This window comes from Mesorhizobium sp. M1169 (genome assembly GCF_040318345.1).
Taxonomy (GTDB): Bacteria; Pseudomonadota; Alphaproteobacteria; order Rhizobiales; family Rhizobiaceae; genus Mesorhizobium.
This window is the reverse complement of sequence record NZ_JAMYME010000004.1, coordinates 70,709-92,178: the sequence shown is the minus strand read 5'-3', so window position 1 is coordinate 92,178 and position 21,470 is coordinate 70,709. Positions and strand designations below refer to the sequence as shown.

The window sequence follows — 21,470 nt, the reverse complement described above, 5'->3', positions numbered from 1 at the left end:
CCTTCCCTCGTTGTTGCAGACTACAAGAAAGAAACTTGCGCCGCGCCGACCACTTTCGCCGATTTCCCGAAACGCAATCCTAAGCTGTTTCCAAATCCTTGGCATTTTTCCTTCGGTGAAACGCGCCAAGGAATCGCAAGGGAAGAGTAAGCATCGATAGATTGGGATGTGCCTTGCGCATCATTTTCCATGCGTAACGGTCTGCCTGCCGTTCCTGATCAGGATCCTGTCCAGATTCGACATGCTGCAGCGCGTGGTGTCCTACCTCATGATAGAGCGTTTTCTCGATCATGAATCTCCGAACTGCGTTCCCAATCCTGTGCTCGGATGGGCGTCGCCAGACAATCTCGATGACCGATACCGCCTGGAGGTAGGTACCGGCGAATTCGGGCTCGGGAGGTTCCGGGATTATGTAGATTCGCGAAATGCCAACCAGATCGGCTTCAGGTACATTTGCGAGCCAGCGGCCAACGTGCCGAGAGGCTTCAAAGCGACTGTCGAGCTTGCCATGCTCCAGAACAATGATGCCGCCGACCGAAGACCGCCGCCAGTCGTCCATTGTAAAGCGGACGATGCTGCGGAGCGCAGCTCGCATGAGGGGAGTTATCGGTCTTGCGAGCGAAGCCGACATATATCGTCGGGATGCATCTTCGTTGATATCGTGCAGAGCAGTAGCGAGGCCCGCCACAAGCGTTGCGATTTCGTGATGGGAAACCTTGCCTAGATCGATCCTTGCAAGTTCGTGCTCGATCGCTGGCAATACTGCATTGCCAAATCCAACAAGATTCTTGTGAGCAACGAGCCTTCGCCGCATGTCATCTTGCATAAGGCTCCGGACGAAAGCCTGAACGGCATTTCCCACACCCGTTTCCCCGCCTTTACCCACAGCTAAACTACCGTGACAAAGAAGGAGAGAGCGAAAATATCATGGTATTGCGACGACTCCGCTGTAGCCTCTGAAGAGACACTGAGCGGCCGGCGCCACATTCCTTCTGGCGACAAGCCGTGTCCGCTCAGCGGGAAGGAACGCGTGTTTCGCCCCTCCATTCCGCCCAGAATAAAAGCTCTTACGCCGCGCCGACCACTTTCGCCGACTTCTCAAAACGCTTGCGCTCATTCGGATCGAGATAGAGCTTGCGCAGGCGGATGGTCTTCGGCGTCACTTCGACCAACTCGTCGTCCTGGATCCAGGCCAGCGCGCGTTCCAGCGTCATGCGGATCGGCGGTGTCAGCTTTACCGCCTCGTCCTTGCCGGCGGCGCGGATGTTGGTCAGCTTCTTGCCCTTGAGCACGTTGACTTCGAGGTCGTTGTCCCTGGAATGGATGCCGATGATCATGCCCTGATAGACCTTGACGCCCGGGTCGATGACCATCGGGCCACGGTCTTCCAGGTTCCACATGGCGTACGCCACCGATTCACCCTGTTCGTTGGAGATCAGCACGCCGTTGGTACGGCCTGGCAGCTCACCCTTGTAAGGTTCATAGGCATGGAACAGCCGGTTCATCACAGCGGTGCCTCGCGTGTCGGTCAACAGTTCCGACTGGTAGCCGATCAGCCCGCGCGTCGGTGCGTGGAAGACGATGCGCTGGCGATTGCCGCCCGAAGGGCGAAGCTCGACCATCTCGGCCTTGCGCTCCGACATCTTCTGCACGACGACGCCGGCATGCTCCTCGTCGACGTCGATGACGACTTCCTCGACCGGCTCCAGCAATTCGCCGCTATCGCCCTTCTGCATGACGACGCGCGGCCGCGACACGGCGATCTCAAAACCTTCGCGGCGCATCGTCTCGATCAGCACGGCCAGCTGCAATTCGCCGCGGCCGGAAACGAAGAACGAATCCTTGTCAGGTGATTCCTCGATCTTCAGCGCGACATTGCCTTCGGCCTCGCGCAGCAGGCGGTCGCGGATGACGCGGCTGGTCACCTTGTCGCCTTCGGTACCGGCCAGCGGCGAATCGTTGACGAGGAAAGACATCGTCACAGTCGGCGGATCGATCGGCTGCGCGTGCAGCGGCTCGGTCACCGACAGGTCGCAGAAGGTGTCGGCGACAGTGCCTTTCGACAGGCCGGCGATGGCGACGATGTCGCCCGCCTGCGCCTCGTCAATGGGCTGGCGCTCGAGCCCGCGGAAAGCAAGGATTTTCGAGATTCGGCCGGTTTCGACCTGGGTGCCGTCATGGTGCAGCACCTTGACCGCCTGGTTGGATTTCAGCGTGCCGGATTCGATACGGCCGGTGATGATGCGGCCGAGGAAAGGATTGGCTTCCAGGATGGTGCCGATCATGCGGAATGGGCCGGGATGAACGGTCGGGGCCGGCACGTGCTTGATGACGAGGTCGAACAGCGGCGCCAGAGCCTGGTCCTTCGGACCTTCGGGGTTTTCCGAGACCCAGCCGTCGCGGCCTGAACCGTAAAGGATAGGGAAGTCGAGCTGCTCGTCGGTAGCGTCAAGTGCTGCAAAAAGATCGAACACCTCGTTCACCACTTCGACGTGGCGGGCATCTGGCCGGTCGATCTTGTTGATGACGACGATCGGCTTCAGTCCAACCTTGAGTGCCTTGCCGACCACGAATTTGGTCTGCGGCATCGGCCCCTCGGCGGCGTCGACCAGCACGATGGCCGAATCCACCATCGACAGAATGCGCTCGACCTCGCCGCCGAAGTCGGCGTGGCCGGGCGTGTCGACGATGTTGATGCGGGTGTCCTTCCAGTCGACCGAGGTCGCCTTGGCCAGGATGGTGATGCCGCGTTCCTTTTCGAGGTCGTTCGAATCCATGGCGCGCTCGGCGACGCGCTGGTTGTCGCGGAACGAGCCGGACTGTTTCAGAAGCTGGTCGACGAGGGTGGTTTTTCCATGGTCGACGTGCGCGATGATCGCGATATTGCGGATTTTCATGTTTCGGTCTCGGGAGCGTTGCAGGCAGCAGGCCAAAAGGCGCTGCCTCTTTCGGTTGGGCGGCTCATACAGGGTTTTTCGCAATTGCGAAAGAGGAGGCGAGCCACCAAATAAAGTCACCAAATCTTAAATGTCTTGGTGTGAAGTGGAATTATTAACCAAGGCGGAACCTTTCATGGTCCGGACAGTTCGAATTTCATGATCGAGATAGGCATCAAACTCCGGCCGATTTTGGCATGTACCGCGCTCGCCGTCCTCCTCGCGGCCGGCGCGGCGCAATCGGCGGCGTCGTTCAAGGAGACGCGGTCTGCTTTGCCGTCCGACAAGCCGTCGGCGGAGCAGCTTTTTGCCGATGCTCCCGATGGCGTCGATCCGGTGGTGACCGGGCCGGTCAGCGCCGCCTTCAAGCAGCGGCAGCAAAATGCCGGATGCGACAGCGCCGTCTGGCCCAACATTCCCGTCGTCTGCTATCCCGATTGATATACGTTCCTACCCTCGGGCTGGCCCGAGGGTAGTGGCGCCGTCGCTCACGCCGACCGCACCGGATCAAGCGTGACCTTGTAGAGTTCGCTGTCGTCGCGATCCATCAGCCGCACCGTCAACTGTTCGGTGGCGCCATCGATCTCGACGAGCCCGAAGAACTGCAGGCCGGCCGAAGGCGCCAGGTTTTGACCCTGTTCGGCAGTTGGTGCCTTTATGAACTTCAGCTCCGGGCCGAATGTCATGGCCGGGCCATTGTCGCCATTGCTGACCGCCTCGGCCCCTACCTTCTTGGTGCCGTCGTTCCAGACGACGAGGCCGAGCGGCATGTCGGCGGCAATGATTTTCCAGGTTGCGTTGGAATTCGCCAGTTCACGCTTCAGCCACTTGATCTGCTGTTCACCGAGGATGCGCGATTGCGGCGTCATCGTCTCCTGCATATCCGGACCGTTGGGGCCGCGGTAGGAACGCATGTCGAGGAAGAACACGTCGAGCAGCGGACCATAGGCGATCTTGCGGTAGACGCGGCCGGGCTCCGACGGCTCGTAACGGATCGTCGTCATTTCGTGGAAGGCGCGCGCCGCACGTGCCGCCAGCACATGGATGGATTTTTCAGTGTAGCGATCGTCGGCGCTCAGGTCCTTCGAGTCCGACCAGTTGTTCAGCACCTCGTGGTCATCCCACTGATAGAAGGTCGGACAGATGGCGCTGAGCGCCAGCACATGCCTGTCCATCATGTTGTATTTCCACTGCGCCCGGTATTCGTCCAGCGTCTCGGCAACCTTGCGCTTCTCGTCGATCAGCACTTTGTTTTTCCACTTGCCGCCGTTGGGCAGGTCGACCTCGTCCTTCATCGCACCATCGGCATAGATCGTATCGCCCGAATGCAGGAAGAAGTCGGGCGTGTGCTTGGCAATGGCGGCGTAGGTCTTCATGCCGGTCTCGTCGATGCCCCAACCTTGGCCGGCGGTGTCGCCCGACCAGGCAAAGCGAATGTCGCGCTTCGAGGCAGGTGCCGTGCGGAAGCGGCCGACGACCGGCTCGGAAACGGCGTTGATGTCGGCAAGATCGGCCGCGACCATGCGGTAGAAGATGTCCTGGTCGGAGGCGAGATCGGTAAGCAGCCGCTTCACCGTATAGTCGCTGGCCGGCGAGGTATCGAGCGGCGCCAGGCGGACGGCATTGGTGAAGCTTTCGGTCGACGACACCTCGAACATGACGCGCGACGGCCGGTCGGTGCGTGTCCAGACCATGCCGCTGGTGGCGTCGACGTCGCCGGATTGGATGCCATGGGTGAACGCCGGGCGCTGATTGGCGCGCGAGTAATAGGGAAGGGCGAGGCCCGAGGCGCCGACCAGGCCAACGGCGCTGGCCGACGTGACGAAAGCGCGCCGCGTCATCGAAATCTTGTTCATGGCTGTCTCCTGGATGGCATTGAACGTCGCCGCCAAGCTCCAGCTTCAATGTTTCAGGCACATTTCGAAACGATGAAGGTTTGATAACAGTGAACAGGCTGGCGAATCTCCCCCCTCGAGGGGGAGATGTCGCCGAAGGCGACAGAGGGGGTCGTCTCGGATGGAGCACCGACCTCTTGCGCCTGCGATAAGGGGCCGAGCCCCGTTGGACCGACCCCCTCTGGCCGCTTCGCGGCCATCTCCCCCTCAAGGGGGGAGATTAGCACGGCCGATTGCGCCCTACGCCGCCTGCGGTTCCGGATCAAACGCCGGGCGGCTGGTGTTGATCAACAGCGAGATGCAGGCGGCGGCTATTGCCGTCATACCGGCGATCAGGAAGGCAAGCTCGTAATTGCCTTGCAGCTCGCGCATGGTGCCGCCGAAGAAGGCCGCTGTCGCGGCGCCAACCTGATGGCCGGCGACGATCCAGCCGAAGACGATCGGCCCGCTGCGGTCGCCGAACGCCTCGTTGGAAAGCCTGAGCGTCGGCGGCACCGTGGCGATCCAGTCCAGTCCGTAAAACACCGCGAAGATGATCAGGCTGGTCGCCGAGAAGCCGGAATAGGGCAGATAGATCAGCGACAGGCCGCGAATGCCGTAATAGACGCCGAGCAGCTTGCGCGGGTCGAAACGGTCGGTGAGCCAGCCCGACAGCGTCGTGCCGATCAGGTCGAAGATGCCCATCATCGACAGCAGGCCTGCGGCCTGCACTTCGCCGATGCCCATATCGCCGCAAAAGGCGATCAGATGCGTGCCGACCAACCCATTGGTGGTGAAGCCGCAAACGAAGAAGGTGGCGAACAGATACCAGAACACGCGCGTGCCGGCGGCGCGGCGCAGCGTGCTCAATGTATGCGAAAGGAAATTGCCTTGCGAGGCTGGCGGCACCGGCGGCACGTCGTCGGCATCGGCGCCATAGCGGACCATGCCGATCGACGCCGGGCGCTCCGGCACCAGCATATAGACCAGCGGCACCAGGCAGGCGGTGGCCACGGCAATGGCGATGGCGACCGGCTTCCAGCCGCCCGACTGGGCGAGCGAGGCGAGCAGCGGCAGGAAGACCAGCAGCCCGGTGGCACTGGACGCCGACATCAGTCCCATCACCAAGCCGCGATTGGTCTTGAACCAGCGGTTGACGATGGTCGCGCCGAGCACGGTGGCGACGGCGCCCGAGCTGACGCCGGAAAACACGCCCCAGGTGAGGAGCAGATGCCACGGTTTGGTCATCAACAGGCTGAGCGCGGTCGATCCCGACATCAAGAGCAGCGCGGCAAGCAAGGTGCGGCGCAGCCCGATCCGCTCCATCAGCGCCGCGGCAAACGGCCCGGTCAGGCCATAGAGGAAGATGCCGGTGGCCGCCGCCAGCGACACCACGTCGCGCCGCCAGCCGAAACTGTTCTCCAGCGGCAGCATCATGACTGCCGGCGCCGAACGCAGGCCCGCTGCGATCAGCAGGCAAAGGAAGATGACGGCGACCACGACGAAAGCGTAGCGCTGGCCAAACGGGCGGGATTGAGTTATCATGTTACTGACCGGTACGTTGCAGGAGCGCGAAACATACGTACCGACCGGTAACATTGTCAACCAGCTAATCGGCAGGCCAGGCATGAAAAGCATTGAACCAACGATCAAGGCCAATGACGCACCGCCGCCTCGCGCCGCCGAACGGATTCTCCAGGTGGCGCGAGACCTGTTCTACCGGCAAGGCATCAGGGCGATCGGCGTCGACGAGATCGTGCGGCGTGCCGGCGTCACCAAGCCCAGCCTCTACCGCAGCTTTCCGTCCAAGGATGAGCTGGCCGCATCCTACCTCCGGCACTATGACCTCGAATTCTGGGAGCGTTTCGACGAGGCGGTGAATGCCCATCCCGGCGATCCGCGCGCGCAGATCGTCGCCTTCCTGACGCGTGTCGGCAAGCGTACGCAAAGGCCCGACTATCGCGGCTGCGGCATGACCAATGCCGCGGTCGAATATCCCGAACATGGCCATCCGGCCCGCGTCGTGAGCGAGGCCAACAAGCAGGAACTGCGCCGCCGCCTGCGTGCCATGGCGGCAGAGATGGGCGCCGGCGACGCCAACACGCTGGGCGACGGGCTGCTGCTCCTGATCGAGGGCGCCTATATCAGCGGCCAGCTGTTCGGTGCCGGCGGGCCGGCGAAGTCGGTGGCCCGCAACGCCGATCTTCTGATAGAGGCAAGCTTGAAGAAATAGTGGTCCGTTTTACAAGACCACTGTGCGCAGCCTGACTTCCTCTAGGCTGCCGCTAAATTTGACGGTACGCTGCGCCCCCCGAACTGAGTTGTTCCGCCATGCGCGCTCTCTTGATCCCGCTTGCCCTCGCCGGTTTCTGCCAGGCGGCCCGGGCCGGCGACATATCCAGCGTCTATACCGATCTCGATTGGGAGAAGGACTGCGTCACCTATGCCCAAGCGGAAGAAGGCAACGGCGACTGGGCCGATCTCGCCTGTTCGGGCTACCGCGGCTACCCGGTGCTGGTTTCCTACGACGATGCGCGGGAATCGCTGTTCTACGGCTTTCCACCTGGCGATATGACCACGGTCTGGGAAAGCTTTTCCGGCCTCAATTCGGCTGGACCCAAGGTCGAGTGGCGGATCGAAACCAACGGCAAAACTGCCATTCCGTTCGCCGTCATTCATCGTCGCTCGATCAGCGATACCGAGGGCGAGAACAAGTCGACGGAAGTGCTGATTGTGGCCAAGGTTGCCCAGCCTGACGCCCACGAAGGCTGCACGATCGGCCTTGTGCTCGCCACCGGCAATCCCGCCGCCAACGATCAGGCGCGCAAGCTTGCCGACGAGAAGGCACGCACCTTCGCCTGCGGCAAGGACAAGCGTGAGGTGCTGGGCGACGCGCCCGCTTTCGGCCGCGTCGACAACTGATTATTTGCGCCCGATAATTACTTGCGCCTGGCCCGCTCGATTGCCTCGACGATCATCTTCTTGGCATAGGCCGCATCGTACCAGCCTTCGATCTTGACCCATTTGCCGGGTTCGAGATCCTTGTAGTGCTCGAAAAAGTGCTGCACTTGCTGGCGGGTGATGTCGGGCAATTGCGTGTATTCGTGGACGTCCTCGTAGCGCAAGGTCAGCTTGGGCGAAGGCACAGCGATGACCTTCTCGTCCTGGCCCGCATTGTCCTCCATCACCAGCACGCCGATCGGCCGCACATTGATGACGCAGCCTGGCACCAGCGCGCGCGTGTTGCAGACCAATACGTCGATCGGGTCACCGTCGCCCGACAGCGTGTGTGGTACGAAACCGTAATTGCCGGGATAGCGCATCGAAGTGTGCAGGAAGCGGTCGACGAACAGCGTGCCGGCCTCCTTGTCCATCTCGTACTTGATCGGCTCGCCGCCGATCGGCACCTCGATTATGACGTTGACGTCCTCGGGCGGGTTCTTTCCGCTGGCAATCGCTTCGATACGCATCGCTTTATCCCTCTCTCGATTGCAGATCGATAGCGGGCGACGGCGAATGGTGCAATGCGGCGAATGGTACGGGGAGACCGTCCTAACCGAAAACCGGCCGGATCATGCGCTGGCCGTCATTCCCAGACGAAAGCGACCTTCTTCAGCGCCTTCTGCTCGAAGATCTCGACGCCTTCGGCAACATCGCGGCCACCGGCGCCGGCATAGAAGGCAAGTGCGTTCTGATTGTCTTCCAGCGCCCAGACCACCATGCCTTTCAGGCCATGGTCGGCCAGCCGTGCCCGCGCGGCCGAGAACAGCCGGCTGCCGAGCCCGATGCCTTGATATTCCGGCCGCAGGTAAAGTTCGTAGATCTCGCCCTGCTGCCTGAGTTCGCGGGCGCGGTTCTTGCCGATCGTCGCATAGCCGGCAATTTTGCCGCCGATTTCGACGACCAAAACGGTGGCGGCGCGGCGAATGGCATTCGCCCACCAGTCGGCGCCGCGGCGGTTGATCATCGATGTCAGCGTGCGGTGCGGGATGATGCCCGAATAGGCGCCGCGCCAGGCCTCGAGATGCACGTCGGCGATGGCGGCTGCATCGCGCGGTTCGGCTTTCCTGATGTCGATGCTCAGCGTATTCATGATTGGTTAACCATAAACCCGCCGCGCCCGATTGCAAGAGTCCGGTCAACCGCCGCGATGCTTTCACACAGCCGGACGGTGCGTTCTTGAGACGCTGCGAAACCGCTTTTGGCGAGATCAAATCTCGACCAGATGGTCGTCCAGTTCGTTGCTGTCGCCGGTCGAGACCGGAAAATGCTCGGCCAGTACCGCACCGACTGCTTGGATCGCCTTGACGAACCCGTCGGCAAGCCGATCGTCGCCGGCATGCGCCGTAAGGTCGCGGACGACACCGTCCCAGACATGCTGGCCGACACGAGAATCGATGCCGCTGTCGGCGACCACCTCGGCATAGCGCTCGGCAATCGAGACGAACACCAGCACGCCGGTGCGCGCCGTGGTGCGGTGGACGTTGCGGGCGAGGAACTGCTTCATCGCATTGGCGTGGGCGGCCTGGTAGCGCAGCCGCCTCGGCACCAAATGGATGCGCAATGCCGGCAAAGCCCACAACAGGATGAGCACACTGGCAAGCGCCAGAAGCTCTGCGATGACGAAATGCGGCAAGCGGATCGACAGCCACCAGGCTTCCAGCCCATAACCGACGGCGAGGCTGACGACGAGCATGCCGAGCATCGCCATGAAAGCGGCCGGGAAGAAATAGCCGTCGCTGGCATGCGCCACGACGCAGTAGATCTCGCCGTCGGTCTTTGATTCGGCAGCGCGGATCGCACCGGCGATGCGCTCATGATCCTCGGGGCTGATCGGTCGTGTTGCCATGATTGATGTCTCACCAGCTTCCTGAAGAACCGCCGCCGCCGGACGAGCCGCCGCCGCCTGAAAACCCGCCGCCCGAACTTCCGGACGACCAACTGCTGCCGGAACTTCCAGACGACCAGCCACTGCCAGACGAGGTCCCGGACGTCCAGCCACCGCCGCCGGAGGATGACGAAGCTGGCCCACGGCCGTAGCGGAACGTCATGCCCAGCCACTTGTACACGCCCGGCGACAGCTTCGTGCCGAAGATCGGCGGCAGGAACGCCATTGCCAAGCCGCCGAAGAACATCGTCGCCCACAGGACAATGAACAGCATGAAGATGGGATCGACAGGATTGTCATTCGCCGGATTGCGCTTGCCGCGCGCCTCCAGCTCTTCGGGATTGCCTTCCAGCACCATGATCATGTCGTCGACGGCCTTGCTGATGCCGCCTGAGAAATCGCCGGCACGGAAGGCCGGCACCATGTCGTTTTCGATGATCAGCTTGGTATGCAGGTCGGTCAGCGTGCCTTCCAGCCCATAGCCGACCTCGATGCGCATCTTGCGGTCGTTCGGCGCCACCAGAAGCAGGACGCCGTTGTTCTCCTTCGCCTGGCCCAGTTTCCAGGCGCGGAACAGCCGGTTGGCGTAAGGCTCGATCTCCTCGCCGTCGAGGCTGGGGATGGTCGCGACGACGATCTGGTCGGACCCTTTGGTCTCGAACTCGGCAAGCTTCTGCGTCAGCGCCGCCTCGGTCGCGGCATCGATGATGCCGGCATTGTCGACGACCCGTCCGGTCAGCGCCGGCAGTGCGGCGGCGAAGGCCGCGAAGCCGACCAGCAGCACCGCCATGGCCAACAGCGCGGTGCCGATCATTTTGGTGAAACGGCCGGATTCCACCGGGCTGATGGCGTGTCTTGTCATCTCGTCACCAACTTCCCGAGGAGCCGCCGCCGCCGGACGAACCGCCGCCGCCGGAAAACCCGCCACCGCTTGAACCCGACGACCATCCCCCGCCGGAACCTCCCGACCAGCCGCCGGACGACCGCCGGTTTGGCTCGAAGGTCATGCCCAGCCAGCGATAGCGGCCGGGACCGATCTTCTGGCCGAAGATCGGCGGCAGGATGGAGGCTGCGAGGCCGCCGAAAAAGATGATTGCCCAGATGGCTATGAAGATCGTGAAGAACAGATCGTCGCTGTTGAACGGCGGCTGCTGGTTGCGTTCGCCGCGCGCCTCCAGTTCTTCGGGATTGCCCTCCAGCACCATGATCATGTCGTCGACGGCCTTGCTGATGCCGCCGGAGAAATCGCCGGCACGGAAGGCCGGCACCATGTCGTTTTCGATGATCAGCTTGGTGTGCAGGTCGGTCAGCGTGCCTTCCAGCCCATAGCCGACTTCGATGCGCATCTTGCGGTCGTTCGGCGCCACCAGAAGCAGGACGCCGTTGTTCTCCTTCGCCTGGCCCAGTTTCCAGGCGCGGAACAGCCGGTTGGCGTAAGGCTCGATCTCCTCGCCGTCGAGGCTGGGAATGGTCGCGACGACGATCTGGTCGGACCCTTTGGTCTCGAACTCGGCAAGCTTCTGCGTCAGCGCCGCCTCGGTCGCGGCATCGATGATGCCGGCATTGTCGACGACCCGTCCGGTCAGCGCCGGCAGTGCGGCGGCGAAGGCGATGAGAGGGAGGAGGAGAAGGCTTTGGAAGACGAGCAGGAAGGCCAGGCTGGCGTTCTGTCGCGCCCCCCTCTGTCCTGCCGGACATCTCCCCCTCAAGGGGGGAGATCGGCTGTCAGGGCTGTTTTCGCCAATCTCCAACGATGCAGGATGGGCGGTGAAGCCAAAGCTGCCAATCTCCCCCCTGGAGGGGGAGATGCCCGGTAGGGCAGAGGGGGGCGCTACGGAGTGCAAGGCCAATAGGGCCCACGCTCACCGGCTGTTCTTCACCCGCCTTGCGTGGTGTTGGTGCCGAAATCGACCTTCGGCGGCTGCATCTTATCCTCCTCGATGGTGAAATTCGCAAACGGCTGGTTGCCGCGGAACCACAAGGTCGCCCAGATCACCGACGGGAAGGTCCTCAGCGTCAGATTGTACTCTCTCACTGCCTGGATATAGTCGCGGCGGGCGACCGTGATCCGGTTCTCGGTGCCTTCGAGTTGTGCTTGCAGCGCCAGAAAGTTCTGGTTGGCCTTGAGATCGGGATAGTTCTCCACCACCGCCAGCAGGCGCGACAGCGCGCTGGTCAGGCCGGCCTGGCTGTCCTGGAATTTCTTGAAGGCTTCCGGATTGTTCAGCGTTTCCGGCGTCACGGTCACCTGCGTCGCCTTGGCCCGCGCTTCGACCACGGCATCGAGCGTGTCCTTCTCGTGCGCGGCGTAGCCCTTGACCGTGTTGACCAGATTGGGGATGAGATCGGCGCGGCGCTGGTATTGATTCAACACCTCGCTCCATGCGGCCTTGGCGTTTTCCTCAGCTGTTGGAATGGTGTTGTAGCCGCAGCCGGCAAGCAGCGGCAGCATGACGGCCATGACCAGGAACGCAGCTAAATTACGAAAGATTGGCGGCGAAGAAAGGCGCTGGGCAAGCATGATAAGTCCCCTCGATAGCATTGGCAGGCGAAGCATTAGCACAATCCTTGCGTAAGAAAATGACTTCGGCAGAGAAGTGTTACTGGTTTCTGCCATTCGCCGTCGGGCCCTGTGACAGACGAGGCGAACGGGTTAAGCTCGGCATAAAACGGGACATCACCATGGCGAAACGCCACGACAGCGACGCGGAATCGCGCCGCATCATCGAACGGGTGGCGCGCGAGACCGAGCCGGGGGGCACCTCGTTCCTTGCACGAACGACTAAAGGCGCGCGCGACCACGTCACTGCGGCCGATGCCGACCGGTCGGACCCGATCGAATATTGGGGCACCCGCATCGGTCGGGCAGCGGGCTTGCTTATTGCCATCGGCCTGTTGATCTGGCTCGTGCTTTTCGTCACCAGGGGCAGTTAGGAAAAATCAATGAGTGCCGAAAAAACCGACGCGCCGCGCGCGGTCATCGTCGTCTCCAGCCATGTCGCCCGTGGCTCGGTCGGCAACCGTGCCGCTGTCTTTGCGCTGGAGACGCTCGGCTTTCCGGTTTGGGCGGTGCCGACCGTCATCCTGCCCTGGCATCCGGGCCATGGCCGGGCCACCCGCATTGTGCCGCCGCTGGACCAGTTCAAGGCGCTGATGGCCGACCTCGAGCGCGCGCCGTGGCTGGGCGAGGTCGGCGCCGTGCTGTCCGGCTATCTCGGCGAGGCTGGCCAGGCCGAAGCCGTCGCTTCGCTGGTCGGCGCGGTCAAGGCGAAGACGCCGGACGCCCTCTATATCTGCGATCCGGTGATGGGCGATTCGGGCGGGCTCTACGTACCTGAGCCGACCGCAATCGCCATGCGCGACCGGCTGATGCCGATCGCCGATATCGCCACGCCCAACCGCTACGAGCTGGAATGGATGGCCGGAGCGCCGCTGCCCGACTTGAAATCGGCAATGGCTGCAGCCCTGCAGGCCGGCCCACCGGCCATGCTGGTCACATCGGCGCCGGCGATGATGGCCGGCGGCACCGGCAATTTGCTGCTCGCCGGCAGAGAGGCACTGCTTGCCGAACACCGGCTCATCGACAAGCCGCCGAATGGGCTCGGCGACCTGACGGCTGCCGTCTACCTGGCGCGGATCCTGTCCGGCCAGCCGGCCGCCAAGGCGCTGCAATCGACCACGGCGGCGGTCTACGAGATCCTGGCGCGGACCGCCAAGCGCGGCGGCGACGAGTTGCAGCTCGAGACCGATGCCCAGAGCCTGTCGCACCCGATGGCGATGGTGCAGCTTCGCCATCTGCTGCATCCGGAACGGGACCGCCGGGCGTGACGCAGGCCGAAGACGCCGTGCCCCAGGATGATGCGCCCGAGGATGTTGCGCCCGACGATGTTATGCCCTGGGGTGTTGTGCTTGTCGGCGTCGACGGTTGCAAGGCCGGCTGGATAGCCGTCCGCCGCGATCCTGGTGCGGCACCGTCGACAGCCGTTTTCCCGAGCTTCGCGGCGTTGCTCGACCGACTGCCCGCCGACTCGTTGGTAGCGGTCGATATGCCAATCGGCCTGCCCGATTTCTCGCAACGAGGCGGTCGCGGCCCGGAGGCGCTGGTGCGGCCGCTGCTCGGGGCGCGGCAGTCCAGTGTCTTTGCCATCCCCTCCCGCGCCGCGCTCTACGCGGAGATCGAAGCCTTCACCACGGTCGATGCCTGGTACGCCGCACATCGCAAGGCAAGCGAGGTGGCCAGGACAACCTCAGATCCGCCGCGCGGTGTCTCGATCCAGGCCTTCGGCATCTTCGCCAAGATCCGCGAGATCGATTCGCTGCTGATCGCGCGGCCCGAACTGCGCAGCCGCGTCTTCGAATCGCATCCGGAAGTTGCCTTCTGCAAACTGAACGGCGACCGCGCTATGCGCCTGCCGAAGAAGATCAGGGGCAACATCAATCCGGCCGGCATGGCCGAACGCAAGGCGCTGCTTGCCCAGCATGGTTATAGCCAAAATTTTCTCGACCAGACGCCGCCGCGCGGCGCGGCCGCCGACGATTTCCTCGACGCCGCGGCGATGATGGTGGTTGCCGGACGCATCGTCAGAGGCAAGGCAATGCCATTTCCGGATCCGCCGCTCGCCGATCGTTTCGGCATTCCGGTCGCCATTTGGGCCTGAGGACCGGGGCGTCAGGAGCGTGATCTGAGCGCCTCGTTGAGTGCCCACATATCCTTTTCCTCGGGCGCGGTCTCCAATCCGAGCACGGGAACTTGCTTACGCAAATGGTCGTGGTGGGTGCGCACGCCATATTCGAGATCGGAGAGGTAAAAACCTCCGAAGGCTTCGGACAGCATGGATTCGTTGGACCATATCGAAAGCTGCACGTCCTCGGCCAGCGTGTCGCGGTCGATGCGGTAGGATAGGTAGCGGGCTGCCGCCTGTTCCCTGGTCTCGTCGCGATAGCGGTAGATGGCGCCGCGCAGCAGCGTCTCACCCGTCGACAGCGGAAATTCCTGATAGAACTGCACCGATTCCGGCATGATCGACAGCACGTTGTTCGGGAAGATGCCGTAGTAGATCCAGGCCTTGCGCAGGTGTTCCGGCAGGTGCTTCGCCTCGGGTGCGAGCTTGATGTACTGCGCGACGCTCCAGCGCCGTCCGGCATGCGGATTGTAGGTGGCGAACGAGCGCGACACGCCGTTGACGAACGGCTCGTCGAAATATGTCGCACCGTAAAGGTCCTGCAGCGCCGGATGCGCCATGGCGACGTGGTAGCCTTCATTGTCGACATCGCGCACCGACTTCCAGTTGACCGGCGTCCTTTGGGTCCAGATGCCCCAGGATGGCACCATCTCGGCGACGCCGTAATGGGCAATCTCGGCTTCGATCGGCTTCAACAGCTCGGCAACCGATGGCTGCGGCCCACCCTTGCGGAAACGGATGAAGATGAAGCCCATCCAGATTTCGAGCTCGAGCGGCATCAGGCCGAAATCGGTCTTGTCGAGGTCGGGGAATGAACGGGGGCGGGCAGCACCGCGCAGCGTGCCGTCGAGATTGTAGACCCAGCCATGAAAGGGGCAGACCAGCGCATTCTTGCAAGTGCCCTGGCTGTCGGCAACGACGCGACTGCCGCGGTGGCGGCACATATTGTTGAAGGCGCGCACAACGCCATCCTTGCCGCGCACGATCAGCGCCCGCTCGCCGACCACATCCATCGTCAGATAGTCGCCGGCGTTCGGCACGTCGCAGACATGGCCGGCGATCTGCCAATGGTTGCGGAAGACGTGCGCTTTCTCGAGTTCGAGCAAGGCGTCGGAATGATAGCTCCAGCCCGGCAGCCCCCGCCGATCCCAATCGTTGGGGATTGCCACGTCACGCAGATGCGGGTTCATAAAGGCTCTTTATTTATTGAATGGTCGTTCAATAAAAGCATATTTTCCATTGAAATGCAATGGCTTGGAAAAATGGGGCGAAGTCTTGACGGGAAATCGAACGGGATTCGAGAGCCCAGTCCGAACGATCGAAGCCGGGAAAATCCCGGGAATTCCAGACGTTAATCCCCTTACACTTGTTGAGCGCCCGACGCTCCGTGGGCCTGGAAAGGCGACGTGGATCTGGTGCCGTGGGTAGCGGAAAACGAGCAGAGAATGCCACCGGTGCTGCCAGCTACGCCGGATCGGTTTGCCAGGAATGGCCGCGGGCTTGGTTTCATGCCGGTTACACAATCGTTAATTCATCATCGTTGGCCGGTTACAAGGTGCGATTAGGTTCGTTTCAACAGAGAAAAGAAGAAGACCGAAGGAAACGACGATGCGTACGAAAATCCAGATCACCGATACCGACCTTCGCCAGCAGGGTCCCCAGCGTAACCACCGGCGCCCGAAGCTGGCGCTGCGCCAGCGCGCCAGTGATCATCCAATGGCGATGTTCATGCTGCTGGCGGCTGCCGCATTTGCCGGCATGGCGTTGACGCCGACCGTCGGTCCGGCCTTCGCCTCACTGAACCCGCCGGCCAACCTCATCGATGGCGCGACGACCACCACCAAGACGGCGCGCCTGCCGATTCCGGAGATCGATTTTGCCTGCAAGGGGCAGGCCTGGGGCGCCGAGAGCCTGGACTGCCTGCGCGTCATCGCCGCCCAGTCGGGCAAGGCACGGCCGGTCCGCATGATCGCCAACGCCGCACCACTGGCCGATACGCCGAACGTTTTTTGATTTTTTGCGAGCGCCCTCCAGCACTCCAGTCAGGCTCCCGCCGCAATGTCGGCCGGGAGCCTTTTTCTTCCGGGAGAGATCTCGGAGTCTAGCCGCCCAGAGCCGCCTGCTCGGCAATGGCCGAGAGCACGCCGCGCACATCCAGCGTGCTGAACGGCTTTTCGAGGATTGGCGGCCGCTGCGGCGCCGGCAGCGCCTCGATCTCGCCTTTCGCGCCGATCAGATCGCCGGTGACAAGCACGAAGCGCTGCGCCAGACCCGGCAATTCGGCGAGTAGCTCGCGATAGGCGGCTATGCCGCTGGTGCCGGGCATGCGCAAATCGGAAAACACGATGTCCGGCGGCACATGGCCGCTCAGCGTCGCGCCGGCCGAGACCCAGGCCGGCACGATCCGCGACTTGATGCCCATCAACTCCAGAATGTCGGACAGCGACGCGGCGACATCCGGCTCATCGTCTATGATCAGCGCGTGACGCAAGCCGCTCGACCGCGACGGAGCTTCGCCGGCGGCGGCCGCGCCGGCCGCGATCGCCGGCAGCTGCACGACAAAACGCACACCTCTCGGCGAAACCTCCTCGAACCAGATATTGCCATTGTGCCGCTCGATGATCGATTTCGAGATCGACAGGCCGATGCCGGTACCGACACCGACCGGCTTGGTGGTGAAATAGGATTCGAATATGCGTGAACGTATCGCTTCCGGCACGCCTGGTCCGTTGTCCTCGACCGAGAATCCGGGATTGCCGCGGTCGCTGCGAAACGTCCGGACCTTGATCCGGCGGTCGCCGGCAACGCCGGCCAAGGCGTGCTGGCTGTTGATGAGGAAGTTGGCCGCCACCTGCGTCACGTGGTCGGCATCGGCCATGGCCAGCAACGGGCCGCTGGCGAAATCGGTGTCGATGATGATGCCGCTCGACCGTGCGCCATAGGCGGTCACCTCGAGTGCGGCGCGGATCACCTGGTTGAGGTCGGTTTCGGCCTGTGCGGCCGGGTGCAGGCGGACCATCGACAGGAAGCTCTTGACGATACGGCCGCAGCGCTCGGCAGCGGCACGCACCTTTTCGGCGCGCACCTTGGTCTGCGGATCGGCGGCAAATTCATGCAGCAGCGTCGACTGGGCGACGACCACGGCCAGCGGGTTGTTGAGCTCGTGCGAAACGCCGGCAAGCAGCGAGCCCATCGCCGCCATTTTCTCGTTCTGGTGCAGTTTTTCGCGCTGGCGGTTGATTTCCTCCTCGGCGCGCAATCTGTCGCGCAGGTCGCGGATAGAGCCGAAGATCAGCTGGCGATCGGCGACCCGCATCTCGGTTGCCGTCAGCTCGATCGGAAAAACCTCGCCGGCGGCGTTCTGGGTGACCGTTTCGAGCCGCTGGCCGACCATCGGCGCGCCGCGGCCCGACATATATTCGGCGCCGGACGCATAGCCCTTGCGGTAATATTCCGGCACGACAGTGTCGAGCAGGTCCTTGCCGAGGATATCGCTGCGCCGATAGCCGAACATCTTCTCGGCGGCCGGATTGAATTCGATGATCGAGCCGGTCTCGTCGATGACGATGATGGCGTCGAGCGAGGCCTGCAGCATGGTGCGGCGAATGACGTCGCTGGCATGCGCGTCGGAGGGCGATCGTTCGATGGCATCGCCGATGGCGAGTGCCACCATGTGCAGCGCCGCCTCTTCCTGGTCGGTCCATTCGCGTTCGTTGACGCAGTCGTTGACCGCCAGCGTGCCCCACAAATTGCCGTGCGAAAAGACCGACACCGACAGGAACGACTTGATGTTCTGCTTTTCGAAATCGGTCCGCAGAAAGCCTTCGAGATCGCGTGTGTGCCCGGCGAATATCTTGCCTTGGCGCTCGTCCTCCGCCAGCCGTTCCAGCAATGGGTCCGAATCGACGACCGACTGCACGATGACGGTAGGTGACGCCAGCTCGCCGCCAAACCGGGGGGCGATCCAATAAGCGGCGACCGACTGGGCGAAACCCTGGCCGGGCAGTTCGCGCAGGCGAAACAGGATGCCGCGGTGACAATCCATGGCTTCGCAAAGCGTCTGGAGGATACCTTCCATCTCGCGCTGCCAATCGCCGGCTTCGCGCAGCCGGCGAACCACATGCACGGCCACCATCGCCGCGCCCTGCCTGGCGCCCTGCATGTCCGCGCGTGCTGTTTCAGCCGTCATGGTCATTTCCTGGCCTTGGGTTGCTCAAGCCGCCAGGCCTCAGTTATTTTCACCGGCCGGCAGCGAGAAGATATAGCCTTCGCCGCGCACCGTGCGCAGGAATTTCGGGTTGGCCGGGTCCGCTTCGATCTTCTTTCTCAGCCGCATGATGCGGATGTCGACCGCGCGGGACGATTCCGGGTCCTCGACGAAACCGATCGCCTCGGAGATCGCTGCCCGCGTCAACAGCCGGTTGGCGCGCGTCAGGAACACCTCCAGGACGTCGAACTCGCTCTTGGCCATGTCGATGACCGCGCCGTTGGCGCCGGTGACGAGCCTGCCGTCGAGATCGGCGTGAAAGGGTCCGAAGCTCACGGACCGGCGGCCGCCGGATGTCTCAGCCTTGGCCTTTTGTGGCTCGGTCGGCTCAGGAACGCGACGCAGCACGCTGCGCACCCTGGCCAGCACTTCGCGCAATTCGTAAGGCTTGACGATGTAGTCGTCAGCGCCGAGCTCCAGTCCGACGATGCGGTCGAGCGCGGTACCGGCGGCCGTCGCATAGATGATGCCGATCGGCATTTTCGACCGCATCCAGCGGCCGAGCGACAGGCCGTCCTCGCCCGGCATGGCGATGTCGAGAATGGCCAGATGGAAGGACTGGGTTTCCAGAAGGTCGCGCGCCGCTGCCGCACTTTCGGCCGTGGCCACATCATAGCCGCTGGCGCCGAGATACTCGGCGACCGCATCCCTCAGGTCGGGCTCGTCCTCGACGATGACAATTCGTGCCCGCACGATGCTTTCGCTCCCGTTTTCAGTGGAAAGTAGATTGGGTATAAACATGATGTCCAGCACTCTTCTTGGGTTGTCGTATGCGGGGTAGAAAAACATGGCTGCACGATCCGTTATCGCGCTTGTTTCCGTCGCTGAAGTAATTGCGACCGATCTCGCCGATCATCTCGAGCGGCGCGGTCATGACGTCCGCGCGGCGCGACAGCCGTGGGAGGCCGAATCGCTGCTTTCGGAAAAGGGTATCGATGTCGTGGTTGTCGGCGACAGCGTCAGCCAGGCGGAGGGGCGCGACCTGCTCAGGCGACATGGCGGCGAAGGTGGACCGGATTTCATCCTGATCTGCCGCCCGGCCGATCTGGTCGACAAGGTTCTGGCGCTCGAACTCGGCGCCGCCGACGTCGTCGAAAGCCCGCTCAATGTCAGGGAGCTTGCCGCTCGCGTCGGCGGCCTTCTGGCTCGGCGCGGCAGGAGCGCCGGGGAACTGATCGTGCTGGAGAACGCGACCGTCGATCTCCGATCGGCCATCGTCATGCACCGCTCGGGCACGGAAGAACAGCTGTCCCCCGGGCAGGTGGCGCTGCTCAGGCTGTTCCTGGCCAGCCCGCGCAAGGTGCTGACGCGGGACGACATCATCGCCGCCGCGCCCGCCGAAAATGCCGAAGCCTTCGATCGGTCGATCGATTCGCGCATCGTGCGGCTGCGCCGCAAGCTCGATACCGAAACCATCACCACCATACGGGGTGCGGGCTACCGGTTCGATCCGCCGACGCAATTCGCCGATTGAAGGCAGGACGGCCACCCTTTTGTCTTGAGCATCGGATTTTCCCAAAACCGGTTTCCACTTTGGAGTCCGATGCTCTTCAGCGCACCACGAGAAGCGACGGGCCGAACGGCATGTCACTGTTCGTGCTGACCTCGCCGGCATGGGCACGTTCCTTCAGCAGCACGGTGGCGAGGCCGGCAATGCCGAGCAGCCCCTGGACGTAGAGCAGGGCGGAAAGCACGGAAGCGGCGAATTTCGTTTTCATCCTGTTCGTTCCTCAAAATTGGAATTTTCGGGCACTTCAGGGGAACCCCCCGAAGCGCCCGCGCCGCCAGCGGAGCCCCCCGTTGCGGCGCGGGCCTTCGGTCCTCTCGGCTGCAAGTTGCCGGAGGCGCCGCGCATCCTCAACGGCCCTAAGCCGCCCCCGCCAGAGGGGCTTGAGCCGGTCGACGCGCAGGCTGGAAACTGTCCAGACCAATCCAGACCGTAGCGAAAACAGTGTCGGCTTCCGATCGTTCGTTGCCCGCTGTTTTCGTTAGGTCAACTTTGCCTGTTCGCTGTATCCGGATCATGCCGCCGAGGCTGCGCTTTGTTGCAGCTCGGTTTCGGAGTCAGGTGAATTCCTATCAAACGAAAGGCAATCGCGTATTCGTGCCGCGGTTTGGCCGATCCGCCTAGGCAAACACGCCACCGTCATGACGACGTTGTGCAACTGCAAGCTGCTTTGTACGGACCTTTTCTGTTAACCAGGGGAAACAGAATCGAAACACAAACGAGCATCTAGCGAAATCGGCTTGAAACATGACGCCCCGATAAGCCGGTCATCGAATTGAGCCGGCCCCGACCGGCAGAATAGGGGAGACATCATGTACACTGCCATTTCCGCCAAGCTCATCAACATTGCCGCCGCCGTCATCACCGGTACTGCCTTGCTTGTCAGTGCCGGCAACGGCGCAGCCCACGCCGCCGCCAACAAGATCGTCGCGCGTGTATCACTGTCACAGCAGACCATGGAAATCCTGGTCGACGGCCGGCCGACATTCGCCTGGAAGGTCTCGACCGGCGACAGGACGCACGTCACGCCGACCGGTTCGTTCAAGCCGACCCGCATGCATGAAATTTGGTATTCGAAGAAATACGACAACGCCCCGATGCCGCATTCGGTGTTCTTCAGCGGCGGCTACGCCGTACATGCGACAAGCGCCATCAAGCGCCTCGGCCAGCCAGCCTCGCATGGCTGCGTGCGTCTGCATCCGGACAACGCCGCCGATTTCTACCAGCTCGTCGAGGTCTTCGGCCCAGCCAACTCCAGCATCGTCATCGTTAAATGAGCGATGCTGCTCTCGTCGCTCTCAAAAAAGGCCGGAAAT

The 21,470-nt window shown here is 62.8% G+C and carries 23 protein-coding genes; 9 read left to right on the top strand and 14 right to left on the bottom strand.

What is annotated here, in order from left to right; all coding sequences use genetic code 11:
• Positions 1-79: 79 nt before the first annotated feature.
• Positions 80-826, bottom strand: coding sequence for a M48 family metalloprotease (locus NKH41_RS05630; RefSeq protein WP_352767498.1), 747 nt, complete (start codon positions 824-826; stop codon positions 80-82).
• A gap of 241 nt (positions 827-1,067) precedes the next feature.
• On the bottom strand, positions 1,068-2,897 hold the full coding sequence (gene typA / locus NKH41_RS05625) for a translational GTPase TypA (protein WP_352451241.1): 1,830 nt from the start codon (positions 2,895-2,897) through the stop codon (positions 1,068-1,070).
• 198 nt (positions 2,898-3,095) lie between these two features.
• On the opposite strand from typA, the gene NKH41_RS05620 reads away from it, so the two are divergent.
• Positions 3,096-3,377, top strand: coding sequence for a hypothetical protein (locus tag NKH41_RS05620; RefSeq protein ID WP_352451242.1), 282 nt, complete (start codon positions 3,096-3,098; stop codon positions 3,375-3,377).
• Between the two features lie 47 nt (positions 3,378-3,424).
• Here NKH41_RS05620 and NKH41_RS05615 read toward each other — a convergent pair whose 3' ends face one another.
• Both NKH41_RS05615 and NKH41_RS05610 read right to left on the bottom strand, forming a co-directional pair.
• Positions 3,425-4,792 (bottom strand): alkaline phosphatase D family protein, encoded by a 1,368-nt coding sequence (locus NKH41_RS05615; protein WP_352932243.1) that lies wholly within the window; start codon positions 4,790-4,792, stop codon positions 3,425-3,427.
• Positions 4,793-5,071: 279 nt separating this feature from the next.
• Positions 5,072-6,355 (bottom strand): MFS transporter, encoded by a 1,284-nt coding sequence (locus NKH41_RS05610; RefSeq protein ID WP_352767494.1) that lies wholly within the window; start codon positions 6,353-6,355, stop codon positions 5,072-5,074.
• A gap of 82 nt (positions 6,356-6,437) precedes the next feature.
• Between NKH41_RS05610 and NKH41_RS05605 the strand changes: the two genes are divergently transcribed.
• Together NKH41_RS05605 and NKH41_RS05600 are read left to right on the top strand one after the other, a co-directional pair.
• On the top strand, positions 6,438-7,043 hold the full coding sequence (locus NKH41_RS05605; protein WP_352767492.1) for a TetR/AcrR family transcriptional regulator: 606 nt from the start codon (positions 6,438-6,440) through the stop codon (positions 7,041-7,043).
• A gap of 98 nt (positions 7,044-7,141) precedes the next feature.
• The gene (locus NKH41_RS05600; protein ID WP_352767490.1) at positions 7,142-7,732 is read left to right on the top strand and encodes a hypothetical protein; all 591 of its coding nucleotides are present in this window, start codon (positions 7,142-7,144) and stop codon (positions 7,730-7,732) included.
• Between the two features lie 17 nt (positions 7,733-7,749).
• On the opposite strand, the gene ppa is transcribed toward NKH41_RS05600, so the two are convergent.
• The 6 genes from ppa to NKH41_RS05570 all read right to left on the bottom strand — a co-directional run bounded on the left by ppa (position 7,750) and on the right by NKH41_RS05570 (position 12,219).
• Positions 7,750-8,280, bottom strand: a complete 531-nt coding sequence (gene ppa, locus NKH41_RS05595) for an inorganic diphosphatase (protein WP_352451245.1) — start codon at positions 8,278-8,280, stop codon at positions 7,750-7,752.
• A 116-nt stretch (positions 8,281-8,396) separates the two neighbouring features.
• Positions 8,397-8,903, bottom strand: coding sequence for a GNAT family N-acetyltransferase (locus tag NKH41_RS05590; RefSeq protein ID WP_023678138.1), 507 nt, complete (start codon positions 8,901-8,903; stop codon positions 8,397-8,399).
• A gap of 117 nt (positions 8,904-9,020) precedes the next feature.
• The gene (locus NKH41_RS05585; RefSeq protein ID WP_352767488.1) at positions 9,021-9,659 is read right to left on the bottom strand and encodes a TPM domain-containing protein; all 639 of its coding nucleotides are present in this window, start codon (positions 9,657-9,659) and stop codon (positions 9,021-9,023) included.
• 10 nt (positions 9,660-9,669) lie between these two features.
• A complete protein-coding gene (locus tag NKH41_RS05580) occupies positions 9,670-10,512 on the bottom strand; it encodes a TPM domain-containing protein (protein WP_352636960.1) in 843 nt (280 codons plus the stop codon).
• A 52-nt stretch (positions 10,513-10,564) separates the two neighbouring features.
• Complete coding sequence (locus NKH41_RS05575) at positions 10,565-11,407, bottom strand: TPM domain-containing protein (protein WP_352767486.1); 843 nt, start codon at positions 11,405-11,407, stop codon at positions 10,565-10,567.
• A 167-nt stretch (positions 11,408-11,574) separates the two neighbouring features.
• Positions 11,575-12,219, bottom strand: coding sequence for a LemA family protein (locus NKH41_RS05570; protein WP_352470713.1), 645 nt, complete (start codon positions 12,217-12,219; stop codon positions 11,575-11,577).
• Positions 12,220-12,380: 161 nt separating this feature from the next.
• On the opposite strand from NKH41_RS05570, the gene NKH41_RS05565 reads away from it, so the two are divergent.
• From NKH41_RS05565 to NKH41_RS05555, 3 genes are all read left to right on the top strand, one after another.
• Positions 12,381-12,632, top strand: coding sequence for a hypothetical protein (locus NKH41_RS05565; protein ID WP_352701295.1), 252 nt, complete (start codon positions 12,381-12,383; stop codon positions 12,630-12,632).
• 9 nt (positions 12,633-12,641) lie between these two features.
• Positions 12,642-13,526 carry a pyridoxal kinase PdxY gene (gene pdxY, locus NKH41_RS05560; RefSeq protein ID WP_352470715.1) on the top strand — a complete coding sequence of 295 codons (885 nt, stop codon included), beginning with the start codon at positions 12,642-12,644 and terminating at the stop codon, positions 13,524-13,526.
• Positions 13,527-13,588: 62 nt separating this feature from the next.
• Positions 13,589-14,356, top strand: a complete 768-nt coding sequence (locus tag NKH41_RS05555; protein WP_352767676.1) for a DUF429 domain-containing protein — start codon at positions 13,589-13,591, stop codon at positions 14,354-14,356.
• 11 nt (positions 14,357-14,367) lie between these two features.
• Here the strand turns inward: NKH41_RS05555 and NKH41_RS05550 are convergent, their stop codons facing one another.
• Entirely contained in the window at positions 14,368-15,570 is a 1,203-nt protein-coding gene (locus NKH41_RS05550) for an aromatic ring-hydroxylating oxygenase subunit alpha (RefSeq protein ID WP_352767484.1), read from the bottom strand.
• Positions 15,571-15,988: 418 nt separating this feature from the next.
• Here NKH41_RS05550 and NKH41_RS05545 point away from each other — a divergent pair, with 418 nt between their 5' ends.
• On the top strand, positions 15,989-16,393 hold the full coding sequence (locus tag NKH41_RS05545; protein WP_352767482.1) for a hypothetical protein: 405 nt from the start codon (positions 15,989-15,991) through the stop codon (positions 16,391-16,393).
• A gap of 88 nt (positions 16,394-16,481) precedes the next feature.
• Here the strand turns inward: NKH41_RS05545 and NKH41_RS05540 are convergent, their stop codons facing one another.
• The gene (locus NKH41_RS05540) at positions 16,482-18,569 is read right to left on the bottom strand and encodes a PAS domain S-box protein (RefSeq protein WP_352767480.1); all 2,088 of its coding nucleotides are present in this window, start codon (positions 18,567-18,569) and stop codon (positions 16,482-16,484) included.
• Between the two features lie 39 nt (positions 18,570-18,608).
• The gene (locus tag NKH41_RS05535) at positions 18,609-19,388 is read right to left on the bottom strand and encodes a response regulator (protein ID WP_352767478.1); all 780 of its coding nucleotides are present in this window, start codon (positions 19,386-19,388) and stop codon (positions 18,609-18,611) included.
• A gap of 46 nt (positions 19,389-19,434) precedes the next feature.
• Between NKH41_RS05535 and NKH41_RS05530 the strand changes: the two genes are divergently transcribed.
• Positions 19,435-20,121, top strand: coding sequence for a response regulator transcription factor (locus tag NKH41_RS05530; protein ID WP_292663715.1), 687 nt, complete (start codon positions 19,435-19,437; stop codon positions 20,119-20,121).
• A 76-nt stretch (positions 20,122-20,197) separates the two neighbouring features.
• Here NKH41_RS05530 and NKH41_RS05525 read toward each other — a convergent pair whose 3' ends face one another.
• Positions 20,198-20,365 carry a hypothetical protein gene (locus NKH41_RS05525; protein WP_352767476.1) on the bottom strand — a complete coding sequence of 56 codons (168 nt, stop codon included), beginning with the start codon at positions 20,363-20,365 and terminating at the stop codon, positions 20,198-20,200.
• 601 nt (positions 20,366-20,966) lie between these two features.
• On the opposite strand from NKH41_RS05525, the gene NKH41_RS05520 reads away from it, so the two are divergent.
• Positions 20,967-21,431: a L,D-transpeptidase gene (locus tag NKH41_RS05520; protein WP_352767475.1), complete on the top strand. Its 465-nt coding sequence runs from the start codon at positions 20,967-20,969 to the stop codon at positions 21,429-21,431.
• Positions 21,432-21,470 lie beyond the last annotated feature (39 nt).